Origin of the sequence: Polaribacter sp. Asnod6-C07, from assembly GCF_045063625.1 — a bacterium.
In the GTDB taxonomy this organism is placed as follows: Bacteria; Bacteroidota; Bacteroidia; order Flavobacteriales; family Flavobacteriaceae; genus Polaribacter; species Polaribacter vadi_A.
Genome location: NZ_JBEFOF010000005.1, coordinates 850,723 through 865,340 on the forward strand (window position 1 = coordinate 850,723; position 14,618 = coordinate 865,340).

The 14,618-nt window shown below is 30.2% G+C and carries 7 protein-coding genes; 2 read left to right on the top strand and 5 right to left on the bottom strand.

Annotated elements, in window-relative coordinates; all coding sequences use genetic code 11:
- The first annotated feature begins 3 nt into the window (after positions 1–3).
- Both ACJJVK_RS03655 and ACJJVK_RS03660 read left to right on the top strand, forming a co-directional pair.
- The gene (locus ACJJVK_RS03655) at positions 4–1,050 is read left to right on the top strand and encodes a ferredoxin--NADP reductase (RefSeq protein ID WP_215994031.1); all 1,047 of its coding nucleotides are present in this window, start codon (positions 4–6) and stop codon (positions 1,048–1,050) included.
- 88 nt (positions 1,051–1,138) lie between these two features.
- Positions 1,139–1,807, top strand: coding sequence for a LysE family translocator (locus ACJJVK_RS03660; RefSeq protein ID WP_405563263.1), 669 nt, complete (start codon positions 1,139–1,141; stop codon positions 1,805–1,807).
- A 54-nt stretch (positions 1,808–1,861) separates the two neighbouring features.
- On the opposite strand, the gene ACJJVK_RS03665 is transcribed toward ACJJVK_RS03660, so the two are convergent.
- The 5 genes from ACJJVK_RS03665 to ACJJVK_RS03685 all read right to left on the bottom strand — a co-directional run bounded on the left by ACJJVK_RS03665 (position 1,862) and on the right by ACJJVK_RS03685 (position 14,464).
- The gene (locus tag ACJJVK_RS03665; protein ID WP_405563265.1) at positions 1,862–3,715 is read right to left on the bottom strand and encodes a M1 family metallopeptidase; all 1,854 of its coding nucleotides are present in this window, start codon (positions 3,713–3,715) and stop codon (positions 1,862–1,864) included.
- A gap of 66 nt (positions 3,716–3,781) precedes the next feature.
- Entirely contained in the window at positions 3,782–5,494 is a 1,713-nt protein-coding gene (locus ACJJVK_RS03670; protein WP_405563268.1) for a S8 family peptidase, read from the bottom strand.
- Positions 5,495–5,507: 13 nt separating this feature from the next.
- On the bottom strand, positions 5,508–6,350 hold the full coding sequence (locus tag ACJJVK_RS03675; protein ID WP_405563271.1) for an MBL fold metallo-hydrolase: 843 nt from the start codon (positions 6,348–6,350) through the stop codon (positions 5,508–5,510).
- 71 nt (positions 6,351–6,421) lie between these two features.
- A complete protein-coding gene (gene pbpC, locus ACJJVK_RS03680) occupies positions 6,422–8,770 on the bottom strand; it encodes a penicillin-binding protein 1C (RefSeq protein ID WP_405563274.1) in 2,349 nt (782 codons plus the stop codon).
- 141 nt (positions 8,771–8,911) lie between these two features.
- Positions 8,912–14,464 carry an alpha-2-macroglobulin family protein gene (locus ACJJVK_RS03685; RefSeq protein ID WP_405563277.1) on the bottom strand — a complete coding sequence of 1,851 codons (5,553 nt, stop codon included), beginning with the start codon at positions 14,462–14,464 and terminating at the stop codon, positions 8,912–8,914.
- Positions 14,465–14,618 lie beyond the last annotated feature (154 nt).

Consider the following 14,618-nt stretch of genomic DNA (forward strand, 5'->3'; position numbering starts at 1 on the left):
TAAATGGCAACATTTCACAAAGTAAACATACAAGAAGTTAAACAAGAAACCGCAAATGCGGTTTCTGTTGTATTTGAGATACCTCAACATTTAAAATCTGATTTTAATTTTGAAGCAGGACAATACATTACTTTACAAAAAGTAATAAATGGCGAAGAAATTAGAAGAGCATATTCTATTTGTTCATCACCAAAAAGTGATGAAATTAGAGTAGCCATAAAAGCCGTAGAAAATGGAACGTTTTCTAAATATGCAACTTCAGAATTAAAAGCGGGTGATGAAATTGAAATTTCTGCTCCAGAAGGTAGATTTGAGTTAAAACCAGAAGCAAACAAAAACTATATTGCTTTTGCTGCAGGCTCTGGAATTACACCAATTTTATCGATGATAAAAACGGTGTTAGAAAACGAACCAACTTCTAAATTTACTTTGGTTTATGGTAATAAAACTGCTGCTGACACTATTTTTTATGATGAGTTAAACTCCTTACAAACATCATATTCTGATCGTTTTAAATTGCATTATATTTTTAGTAGAGAAGATGTAAAAAATCAATTAAGAGGTAGAATAGATAAAAGTGTAACCAACTACTTTGTAAAAAACATGTATAAAGAAAACCCTTTTGATGCTGCTTTTTTATGTGGCCCAGAAGAAATGATTAATGAGGTTACCAATACTTTAAAAGGTAATTACTTTACTAAAGAAAATATTCATTTTGAATTATTTACAGTTTCTATTGATAAAGAAGCTGCTTCTGAAGTAAAAGAAGGAATTACAGAAATCACAGTGTTGTTAGATGATGAAGAAACAACCTTTACAATGCCACAAACTGATGATATTTTAGCAGCTAGTTTACGTAATGATTTAGATGCACCTTACTCTTGCCAAGGTGGAGTTTGTAGCTCTTGTATGTGTAAAGTTACTGAAGGAAAAGCAGTAATGGTTAAAAACTCTATTTTAACTGATAGTGAGGTTGAAGAAGGTTTAATCTTAGCCTGCCAAGCTTACCCAACTACACCCAAAATAAGCATCGATTTTGATGATGTTTAAACAATAGCAAACATATATTTAATCGTAAAGGATGGGTTTTCCATCCTTTCTTTTTTTGACTTCAATTAAAAAATGGTATTTTTAAAAAATGGACATTTACGATTTTAAAAACGCTTTATTTATAGGTTTTTTTATGGCTTTTATGATTGGCCCTGTTTTTTTTATGTTAATACAAACCAGTATTTTAAAAGGAGCAAGAGCTGCTATAATTTTTGACTTAGGCGTAATTTTAGGTGATATTTCTTTTATTTTAATTGCTTATTATGGCAGTAGGTCTTTATTAGAAAAAATTAAAGACGACCCAAGATTGTTTTTTATAGGTGGTTTAGTATTAATAATTTATGGTTTAATTACCTATTTTGATAAGCAGAATAAAAAAGAAGCAATTGCAGATGCAAAAACTATAGAGGTGCCAATTGTAAAAAACAATTATCTAAAATTATTTTTAAAAGGATATTTCTTAAACTTTATAAATATTGGTGTTTTGGCTTTTTGGCTAGGCACAGTTTTAGTAATTGGCCCTACTCTTAACATGAATCAGAATGCTATTTTTAGTTATTTTGGAGTAATTATTTTAGCCTATTTTATTACTGATTTAGGTAAAATATTATTAGCAAAACAGTTAAAAAACAAAATGACACCATTATTAATCTTTAAAATAAAAAGAATAATGGGTATTATTTTAATTGTTTGTGGCGTGTTTTTAATCTTAAAAGGATTTATACCAAACGAAAAAATAAATGAATTTATACATTAAAAAAAGTGAGGTAGAACCTCACTTTTTTTTTAATATACTATGTAATAAAGTAGATTAATTTACTTTAAAAACATTGTTTTCATCATTAATATCTGCCATTAATTTTTCAGTATCGATTTCTACAGATTTTACTGTTTTTGATGTTTCAAAAGAATACGTTGGGTATGCCCATCCCCAATCTGCAATAACTGTAGCTGTTGTTGGTTTTGCAGATCTCATCATTCTTAAAGGAATATTAAAATTCTCTTTACTTCCATCTGTGTAAGTTACTTCTAAATCAATAGGCATTGGCATTTGACCAATTCTTTCTAAAGTAATTTTTTTACCATCAACAGCTTTAATACCATAATCTATAGTATGTAAAGTTTGTGTCCATTCGTTTAAATACCAATCTAAATGAATACCAGAAACTTTTTCCATAGAACGTTTTATATCATTAGGTGTTGGGTGTTTAAAACTAAAATCATCAAAGTATTTTTTTAATCCTTTAGCAGTATTTTCTGGGCCAATAATATATTCTAACTGACTTAAAAACATACTCCCTTTACCATAACTTGCAAAGCTATAAGCTCTATTGGTATGAAACCTGTCTGCATGTGTTGTTAAAACCTCTTCTGTACCAGATTTTACCATATTATTATAACCTCTATATGGACCAGCACTTGGGTTTTTATTTCCTTTTTTAAGAATTTCGTGAGATGCTTTACCAGAAATATAAGAGGTGAAACCTTCATCCATCCAAGGATGTAAACTTTCGTTAGAAGCTAATAAAAACTGAAACCAAGTATGTGCCATTTCATGTGCTGTTACTCCAAAAAGGCTACCAAATTTACGTTGACCAGTAATTAAAGTAGACATTGCATACTCCATACCTCCATCTCCACCTTGAATTACTGAGTATTGCTTATAAGGATATTGCCCAACATTTTCAGAAAAATAAGTCATTAATTCTGCTGTTTTTGGTTGCAGATTTTTCCAATTTTCTAAATATTCGCTTTTTAAAGTTTTCTTATATAAAAAGTGTAAATCGATTCCATTTTCCATAGTTAAAACATCATGTTTGTATTCTGGATCTGCAGCCCACATAAAATCGTGCACATTTGGCGCTTTAAAATGCCAAGTTAATTTATCGCCTTTAGGCAAGGTTAATTCCTTGTTTTTATCTTCATAATTAAAACCAACTTCTTGCGGGTTTTGTATGTATCCTGTACCACCAACTACATAATTTTTATCTATGTGAAGCGTAACATCAAAATCTCCCCAAACTCCGTGAAATTCGCGTGCAATATATGGTGGTGTGTGCCAACCTTGAAAATCGTATTCTGCCATTTTAGGATACCATTGACTCATAGAAAGTGCAACACCTTCTTTACCATTTCTTCCTGAACGTCTTATTTGCTTTGGAACTTGAGCATCGAAAAGCATATCAAAAGTTACAGTTTCACCAGATTTTATTGGTGTACTTAATTCTACTTCTAAAATAGTACCTACAGTTTCATATTTTAATGTAGCTCCATTTTGCTTTAAAGAATTCACTTTAATATAACCTATTTCATTAGGCTTTAATTTGCTAATTCTATCTCTAACTCTACCATCAGGATCTTTAATGTTTAACGAACGAACATCCATCTGAGAACCTGGCTGAAATGCATTAAAATACAAATGATAAAAAACACGATCTAAAGCTTCTGGTGAGTTGTTTGTATACACTAATTTCTGTGTACCTTTATATTGATAATTGTTTACATCCATATCAATATCCATGGTATAATCAACCTTTTGTTGCCAATAAGTAGCATCGAAATCTTTAGCTGTTGTGCTTTGTTTATTCACTTTAACAACCTCTTTAGTCTGCGTACAAGCCATAAACGCGAACGTAAATAATGATAAATAGAGTAGTTTTTTCATTGTAAAAATTTTAATTTGATTTGAAAATAAAAAACACTTATTTAAAATAAGCGTTTCGAAAAAATGTTATTTTTTATTTGATAAATATTCTGCCAATTTAAGTGCATTATAAGCGTTTACAATTTTACCAGAAACACTTAAATCTGAAAAAGGAACCAATTTTCCTTTCTGATTTGTTTGTGATTGAGAACCTGGCTGAATAACCTTAAAGTTAATTTTTACTCCAGAATTCATTAAAATTGATTTTACTTCTTTTGCTGATAAATTAGGATAATAAGCACGAATTAATGCTGCAACTCCTGCTGTAGAAGGTGCAGCCATAGATGTTCCGCTTAAAGCTTCATATTCGTTATTTGGTGTTGATGCATAAATATCTACTCCAGGAGCAAAAACATCAACATTAATTTTTCCATAATTAGAAAAACTTGCTGGTAATTTCTCATCATAATGTAAACTACTTGCACCAATTGTTATTACATTGTCTGTAAATTCTGTAAGCATATCTTTAGAGTCTGTTGGATAAGATTCTCTAACATCGATATTTTTGCCATCATTACCAGCTGCATTTACAATTAAAACATCGTTTTCTGCTGCATATTTTATTGCATCATAAACCCAATCTTTGTTTGGTGAAAAACGTTTCCCAAAACTTGTATTTATAATTTTTGCGCCATTATCTACTGCATATCTAATACCTAAAGCTACATCTTTATCGTGTTCATCTGCTTCTGGCACAATTCTAACAGCCATAATTTTTACATTATTAGCTACACCAATAGCACCAATATTATTCATTCTATTAGCAGCTACAATACCAGAAACATGTGTTCCATGCAAAGCAGCATCTGCAGTACCTAAAACATTATTGTTACCATAAAACTTGTCTGTAATATCATATAAATTATCGCCTAAAGATTGACGGTAATTCATATCTAAGTCATACCCTTTTATTGCTTTCTTGATGTCTTTGGTATAATTTTCTACCTGCCCTTTATATTCTAACAAAGTTGCTTCGCTCATACCTTGTTTTAAAATATTTTCTACATTTTGTTTTTGCATTACACCTGTTAAACTTGGTGGATTCAAATTCTGAACCACTTCTAGGGTTAAACTATCTGTTTTTGCTAACTTTTTTACAGCCGCAAAATTTTCTTGAACTCGTTTTAAGTTAACAAGCGTAGCTGCCATTTGCTGAATTTCTGATTCTTTTTCAACAATTGTAGCTTTAAATTCTTCGTCTAATTTTAAAAATTTTTGATATTCTAATTTATCTTCTTCTACAATTTCTGAAACTTTTTTATCTGCAAATTTAGCTCTACCTCTTTTTACAATACGAGTAATTTCTAATTGATCTGTAGTTACAATTTCACCTTTTGCATTTCCTAAAAAGTTCCATCCAAAAACATCATCTACATAACCATTGTTATCATCATCTTTATTATTATTTGCAATTTCATTTGGATTCATCCAAAGAACATCTTTTAAATCTTCATGATTAACATCTACTCCAGAATCTGCAATTGCAACAATTACAGGATTGGCTTTTTTACCTTCTAAAAACTGATAAGCTTTATCTAAACTCATACCAGCAATAGAGTCTTTGGTAATATCTAAATGCGACCAAACTTTAAAATCTGCTTTAGACAATTCTGTTTTCTTGGCAGGTGTTGTTAAAATTTCATCTAAAGCCGGTTGTGAAACTACCACTTGTGTGGATTTACAACCCGTAAAAATAAGTGCTGCAACAGCACTAAAAACCAACGTTTTTATACTCTTCATAGATCTACTTCTCTTAATTAAAAATTTCTGAAAATTTATGTGTAGTGTTTAATCTTACTCCTTTTTCTGTATGCTTTACAGTACAAATTTCGTTGTTAGCATCGTGTTCTAAAAACAAGTAAAATTCTTTATCTGCAGCCAAGTCTAAAAAGGCTGCTTTTTCTTTAATAGTTAGCAATGGTCTAGTATCATAACCCATTACATATGGCAAAGGAATATGCCCAACTGTTGGCAACAAATCTGCCATAAATACTAATGTTTTTCCTTGATATTCTAATTTTGGTAACATTTGTTTTTCTGTATGACCATCTACAAATAAAACATCGAAACCAATTTGATCTTTATAATTTCTGTGGATAAATTCTAACTGACCACTTTCTTTTATTGGACTAATATTTTCTGTTAAAAAAGATGCTTTTTCTCTTGCATTTGGTAGTGTTGCCCATTGCCAATGTTTATCATTAGACCAAACTTTGGCATTTTTAAAAGCAGGAATTAACAAACCTTCTTTTGTACGTTGAATTACACCTCCACAATGATCAAAATGTAAATGTGTTAAAAACACATCTGTAATATCATCTCTGTGAAAACCGTGTTTTTTAAGTGAACTATCTAAAGAAAAATCGCCAAAAAGGTAATAATATCCAAAAAATTTATCTGATTGCTTGTTCCCCATTCCTGTATCTACTAAAATTAAACGATGTCCATCTTCAATCAAAATAGAACGCATACTCATATCAATCAAGTTATTAGCGTCTGCAGGATTTGTCTTTTGCCAAATAGTTTTAGGTACCACACCAAACATTGCACCACCATCTAATTTAAAATTACCTGTTTCTATGGGATAAATCTTCATTATTACAACTTTTTGATTGTTACAAAGATGTTAAAAAAATGATGATATTACGTTAAGAAAAATCTAAAGGTTTAGTCTTTAACAGTAATTTTTTGATGAATTTCATTCCCAAAATTATCCATTACTGTAAAATTAAAATCGCCTGTTTTGGGTTGAAATGCAAAACTGTGCAATTCTTTTGTAGTACCTAAAAAAATATTGTTTGCATACCAATACAAAATTGCATCGTTATTGGAGTGTGCAACTTTTAAAATAAGCTCATTCTGCTTACCATTAAAATCTTTTGGTAAAAAAATGGTGCTTTTTTCTGTGGGATAAATAAATTTCATGGAGTTGTTTACATCACCCAAACAATCTTTTCTAAACTTAGGAAGTGGTTTATAAAACGGATTTTGCTTCTTATAATAATATTCCATTAAAAGAGGCAAAACAAACCAAGATTTTTGCTGAATATTTTCTAGTTTTTCGCAAGAAGTATTTACTTGATAACTCGCAGACTCATCAACATTAACTTGAATATGATAAGGACAAGGCTTGGTTTTTAAACCCGAATTTTGAACGAATTCTAACGTTTTTTCTTCGCAAATATCTGTTGCTCTAAATCCGCTTTTTGTACAAATTTCAATTTCGGTCATTTCATCAAAAGGTTTTTCGAACCAAGTAGCATTTGGTAATTTATCAAAAACATCAAACAAAATTGGACCAGCAGTTTGTACACCTACTAAACCTGGCCTACCTTCTCCATCTGCATTACCCACCCAAACACCAACCACATAATCTTTGGTTGTGCCAATTGCCCAAGCATCTCTAAAACCAAAACTTGTACCTGTTTTCCACGCAATTTGTTTAGAAGAATCAAAAAACTCCCAATTTTCTTCCGCATTTGGTCTGTTTACCTCTTTTAAACTCTCTAATGTTAAGTAAATTGAAGCTGCATCAAAAATTATTTTTTCTGATGTTTTACTACCAAAATCGATGTTTTTATTCGCATAAAAAGTTGGTACACAAAACTCTTTTGTAAAATATCTACTAGAATTTTCTGAATAATGATTTACGGTGGATGCCATTGCTGCGTAGCTTTTACATAAATCCCAAAGGTTACTTTCTGCACCACCCAAAGCCAACGTTAAACCATAATGATTGGCAGATTTTTTGATGTCTTTCAATTCCAATTTCTGTAAATAGTGATGAAATTTTTCTAAACCAAAACTTTGCAACATTCTAACAGTGGGCACATTTAAAGATCTAGACAAAGCTAATTTTGCTGATATGGCTCCAGCATATTTTTTATCAAAGTTTTCTGGTTGATAACTTCCAAAATTTGTAGGAATATCTGCAACCAAAGTATTGGGTAAAAGCTCTCCATTATCTAACATTGCTGCATATAAAAATGGTTTTAAAATACTACCTGTACTTCTGGGTTTATCAATAATATCTACACTTTTTTGATGCTTATTGTCTGTTGGTGCATTACCTACATAACTCAAAACTTGCCTTGTTTTTACATCTAAAACCAAAACTGCAATGTTGTAAATTCCGTTTTTAGACAATTGATTGTAATGATTTTTTACAATGGTATTGGTTTGATTTTGCAGTTTTTTATCAATAGTAGTTTTTACAAATTCGCCTTTTTTTTCTTTATTAATTTTCTGTAATAAATGTGGAACCATTTGCGGAATTGCATAGGCCTTTTGTGGTAAATCTTCTAAAATAGATAAGTTGTAAGTTAAAGAATCTATCACTTTTTTTGTGAGTAATTTTTTTAACAATCGGTTTCTTTTGACTAATAACCTATCTTGATTTTTACCTGGATAAATAAGGTTTGGTGCATTTGGTAAAACCGCCAAAGTTGCAGTTTCTGACCACGATAATTCTGAGGATTTCCGATTAAAATAACGCCAAGAAGCAGCGTCTAAACCCACAACATTTCCTCCATAAGGCGCATTTGATGCCCAAAAAGTTATTATTTTTTCTTTGGAATATTTGAACTCTAAACGCGTTGCCAAAATCAATTCTTTTAATTTTTCGAAATAGGTTCTATCTCTATTATTTCTACTTAATCTTATGACTTGTTGTGTAATGGTGCTTCCTCCTCTTTTTACCTTTCCTGCTTTTAAATTTTCTTTGAATGCCTTAAAAATTGAAATCGGATTAAACCCTGGATGTTTGTAAAAATGCTCATCTTCAAACTGAATTAAACAGGTTTTAAATTTCTCTGGAACTGAATCATTATGTGGAAATCTCCATTGACCATCATCAGCAATTAAAGCTCCTAATAATTGACCATTACTACTTGTAATAACTGTTGATGTTGGTTTTGTAAATAAATCATTTGGTAAACAAAATGCATAACATATCAACAAAACAACGAGAACAATTGTTTTCTTTTTATGACGTTTAATGTAATTTGTTATTTTCAATTTTTGATGTTTTTTTTCCTGCAAAGCAACAAAGACCTACCTTGTAGATATAGTTTAGAATTCGTTTTATAAACCTACAAGGTTAGAAAAAACCTTGCAGGTAATTTATGAGATTAATTCGTTCTTCTTAATGAAGTTTACTTATTTTACAACCTGAATCCAACTTCCTTTGGTTCTTACCAAATAATCATTATCATACATTGCCTCTACTTGAATACCTGGTAAATAATACTTTCCTAAATACGCAGCATTTAATAAAACTGTAAAGGTTTTTGTTTCTGATTTATTCCTTCCTTTGTTTAAATCGAAATAGAAATTAACACGATCGTCTCTAATATCTGTATACCTTGCTTCGCTTTTTGTGGTGGTTCCAAAATCCGTGAAACGTGTGTTTACAATTTCCCAACCAGAAGGAAAAATCTGAGTTAAAGCAATATCTTTTACAGTTTCGTTTTTTGGATTACTCACTGTAATTTTTGCTACAAAATCTTGACCTTGTTTTAAGTTTTTTACATCAATAGTAGTGCCTTTTAAATCTTTGTAAATTACAGATGCACTTAAACCTCTGCTTTCGGAAATTTCATCACCTAAAGGCAACTTACCAGAATTTATAATTCTTGCAAAAACAATATTATTCTCTTTGTTTTTTAGGGTGATGGTATTCAATCCCTTTTTAACATTTAAAGTTCTTTGCACCATAGAACTTGATGTTTTTATACTCTCTGTTTTACCATCTTTTGTAAATTGAATATCAATTGCTTTTCCTCCATTTTCCACTACCATTTTACCAATAGCAAGTAAACTATAAGCTGTAGATTGTGTGCTCATCCATTGATTACTAGACAATTCTTTTGCTATAGTTTTTGCAACATCTTTTGTACTTTTATCGTTAGTTAACAACATCGTTTCTAAAGCCATAGCTCTATTTCTAGTTACAGAACCATAATTGTAATATTGATAACCAGAGAAATTTAAATTGGCTTTTTGCATAATTTCAAGAGCTGCTTCTTTTTGGCCAACCAAAGCATACGTTGCAGCCAATCTCCATTTTGTATCATTAGAAATTTGTTTAAATTCTCGCAAACGATTCATAGCAGATAAATCTGGACTACCAGCTAAAGCCAAAGTATATAACCTGTATGCCTGCGATAAATCTCTTGAATAATTACCATAACTTGGTCTCCAATTTCTAGCTGCTTGCTTTTGATATCTTACAAAATTACTCTTAAAAGTTAATGGCAAAACAAATCCTTTTTTCTCAGCTTCTAACATAAAATGACCAGCATAAGTTGTTCCCCAATCACTAACATAGCTTTCGCCCAACCAATAACTTAAACCTCCATTTGCTTTTTGAAAATTCCCTAAACGTGTGATACCTTTTTCGATATTTTTTTGGATTTCTGCTTTCTTTTTTGATGTTAAATCAAACAAATCATTTAAAAATAATTGTGGGAAAACACTTGATGTTGTTTGCTCTACACAACCATGAGGATAGCGAATTAAATATTCTAATCTACCTGAAAAATTAATTGGCGGAATTGTAGATAATTCTAAAATTGCAGTGTTAGAGCCTTCAACACCAAACGTATTAAAATCGATGGTTTTTGTTTGATTTCCTTCAATATTCTGATCGATTACTTTTGATGTAATTGGATTAGGATTTACAACATCTAACTCCACTTTATAAGATGATTTTTCTCCTGCTCCAGTTGCAATTACCTCAACTGTGTTAATGCCATTTGCTTTTAAAACATCCAACTCAAAATAGAGCATTTTTTCATCAGGTTTTTCAAAATTAATTTTTTGAGTTTTATTTCCTAACACCGAAATTCCAGTTGAAGTTTTAACTTGTACTGTTACATTTTTCACTTTTTTATCCATTGCAAAAACAGAAACTGGCAATGTTACCTTTTCTTTTGGAGATAATTTTCTTGGTAAAGTAGCCAACAACATTAATGGTTTTTTAACAGGTGTTGCTTTTTCTGCATTCCCAAAAGCCTCATCAATAACATTACCTGCAACAACCATTGTTCTAACAGAACCAATATAATTTGGTAAAGTAATTTTATGCATTTTTGTGCTACCTTTTTCCAAATGAAAAGGACCTAAAAATTTTACAACCGGTTTAAATCGATTTGCTTTTTGATTTTTTCCTTTCGCTAAACTTCCATCTCCACCTATTGCAAAAATTTGATCTACACTTCCTGAATATGCACCAATTACATCATCAAAAATATCCCAAGTTTTTACTCCCAATGCTTCTCTTTTGTAAAATTCTGAATATGCATTTGGCGTTTTAAATCTTGTTAAATCTAACAAACCTTCTTCTACAACAGCCAAAGTATAGGTCATTGATTTGTTATTATTTTCAGATACTTTAACCGTGAATTCTTTTTCTGGTTGCAGTTCTTTTGGCATAATTATTTTAGGCTCTAATTTGGTGTTTTTGTCCTCTACTAAAATCGGAATTACACCAAACAAACGAATTGGTAAATCGTTTTCTGTCACTTGATGTGGTTGCAATAAAGAAATATTTACAAAGACATTTGGAGTCATATTTTTGTTAATCGGAATTTCTACAGAAGTAGTTCCTTTTTCAGTATTCACCCATTTTGTTTCTAATACTTTTGTACCATTTTCGATACTGACTAAAGCACGACCTTCTGAACCTGAAGGAAACGTAATTTTTGCAGTTTCGCCAACATTATACCTTTCTTTATCCGCAGAAAACACCAACATTTTTGCAGCTTCTTTATCACCAGAACTAGAATTTTGCCACCAATTTTTATAAAAATATGCTGTTCTACCAGTTGCATGTCCACTTTGTTTATCAATTACACGAATTAAAAATCGTCCTCTATATCTATCAGGAATTTTTAGGTTAAAACTTCCTTTTCCTTTAGCATTTGTTGCAATTTTTAGCGTTTTGTATTTACTATGATAACTGCTAGATGTGTATCTTGATAAATTATCTTCAGATGAACTCCACCACCAACGCCATTTAATTTGATAAACTTCAATTTCAATTTCATCTCTTTGTACAGGATTTCCATTTTCATCAACAGAAACCACTGAAAAAGTTTGATTTTCATCTGTATAAAAAGAGCCATATCTGTTGCCTTCTGGTGATTTTAAACCCACAAAAGAATTGAAAGGCGCATATTTTTTTGAAAAAGCATCAATAGAAAAATCGCCACCATTTTCGAAAGCTCTTATCAAAAATTGCACATTTAACATTCCTGGAGCGTTTTTACCCACTTTTAAATCGCTATTAATTTTAGCAATTCCATTTTCATCTAATTTACCTTCGAAAACATTCATTTCTTCGGATGAAAATTTTCTTGACGGATCTGAAAACACATAATCTTTATAGTTTTTAAAACTATAATTCGTTGCAGAAACTTTCGCTTTTATTTCTGCTTTTAAGTTTTTTGCAGGCGTTCCATGCAACCATTTTACATCTAAAGTTCCTTTGATTGGTTTTTTACTTGATAGGATTTCATCATCAAAATCAACCTTAATTTTTAAACGATTTGGTTTTACAGTTTCTACTTTTAAAGTTTTATAAAACTTTGCACCACCAACAGAAATTTTAGCTGAATAGTTACCCGTTTTTGCTTCTTGATTTGTTTTTACATTAAATGTGTAAAAATTATTAAGATTTTCTGCTTTTACTTTTTTGTAGATTAATTTTCCACTTGGGTCTGTAACTTCTAGTTTTACTGGATGATTTTCTGGCAATTTATTATCAGCATCATTCAATAAAAAAGTTAAAAACATGGCATCTCCAGGTCTCCAAACACCACGTTCTCCATACATATATCCTTTTAACCCTTTTTGAGTTTTACCTCCAGAAACATCAAACTTACTTAATGACAAAGAATTACCATCAAATAATTTTACATAACCTTTATTGTTGTTTTTAGATGCAATTGCAAAAGCTGCATTTTTAGGCGATTTTATGGTTACAATTCCCTCTGTACTTGTAGTTCCTGATGCAATTTCTTGCTGTTGATAATTGTATAATTTAACAGTTGCACCTGCTATTGGATTGGTATCTAAAATATTGGTAATAGCAAAAAAGTACTCATCATTTTCTCCTTTTTTCGCAATAATTCCTAAGTTCGATGCTAATAAATTTTGAGTGATTTCTCTATTTCTAAAGTAAGAATCTGTACAAGGATTTTCTCTATCTCTCCAATTATAATTGTGATTTTTGTAGTTGTAGAGTTTATTATCCCAATACATTTCTTCTCTTTCTTCTTCATCTTCTATTTCACTAAAATCATCATATTCCTCATAATATTCATCTTCAAAATCGTCATAATCTTCAGTAGAAGCACTACTTTCTGAACAATGATAAAAAACTTGATCTTTGTTAAAACCCAACTCAACTCTGTAAATTGCTCCAGGTTCTACAGCTACCAATTTTGAGATATCTATACTGTACGCTTTCCATTTTTGAGTGTTATTTTTTTCATCAACTAATAAAGTAATTGTTTTTTTAGCGATTCTTCTTCCTACTCTTTTTATACCATATTCATTAGTATTGTTGATGTTGTTTTCTTGCAAAAACTGCAATACATTATCTTCGAATATTTTAATTATTCTAACGTCTACTTCTCTTACATTTATGGCTTCGAAATTGTATTTTAAATCGTTAGAATTTGGTAAAATGGTTCCATTACTAATGGCTCTTATTTGTGGTTTTTTCTGCTCGAAAGTTATAGTTTCTGTAAACGTTTCTTTTAATTTATAGTTCTCTGAATTTTGAATTCCTTCAAAAACAGAAACCATAACATCACCTTGAAACTTGTTTTCTGAATATACTTTTAACTCATTTCCGTTAACTATAAATCTTGGTTTTTTAACATTTTGTAAAGTTACCAAACCATCAAAGTTTTGTTGTTTTTTTAAGGCATCAGAAAAATTAATAGAAATATACTGTTCTGCAAACTTCTTTATTTTAATATCTATTACTTTAAAATTATTTTTACCAGGAATTACAATTTCATTTTCGCCTTTATTATCAGATTGAATCGGTTTGCCATTCCAATTAATTGCCAACTTACTATCATTTTCAAAACGCTGAATGCTATCAATTTTAAACTCAAAAACTTTTGCTTTATCAAAAGACTCGTTCCAAACAATATTTTTTTGATTCCCTTTTTGCGATGCTTTAATAAGTTGTTTTGCATCATTTAGATTGATAATATCCGCAGATTTTACAACCCCTTCTAAGTACTGATATTCTGAAGAATAAGATTGCAATACTTGAGTTTGAATATTAAAATTTGGCGTAATTGTTTTAAATTGAAAAGTGTATTTTTTAAACTCATCAGAAATATTTTTATAAATTTCTTTTAAGTTGATGGTAACTGTGTACTCTTTATCTGCATCTAAGCTATCATCTGGCGTAAAAACAAATGCGTGTTTATTTAATGTTTTAATTTTACCCTCTACATAAGGTTTTATCGAAATAACATCCGAAGAAATTTTTTGATCTGCTTGCCAACCGTCAATATCTTTTGCAAAATTAACACCTATTGTACCTGAAGTAGAAATAACACCAGAAGTTGTATAACTTATATATTCTTTAAACTTGTAAATATTATCGGGTTTAATTTCTTCTTTTTTACAAGAAAAAATCAATAGAAAAATAAAAATAATAGAAGGTAAATATTTTGTTTTCATAGTTGTAGCCTTTATTAGCACAACTCAAAAATACGGATTATAGTATGGCAATTTTTATCAAATGAGAATTCGTAACAATTTGTTTAGAATTTGATAAAATAAAAGAGTTTAATTTTTTAAGACTCTGATTAATTCATCTGAAGAAATTTTATAT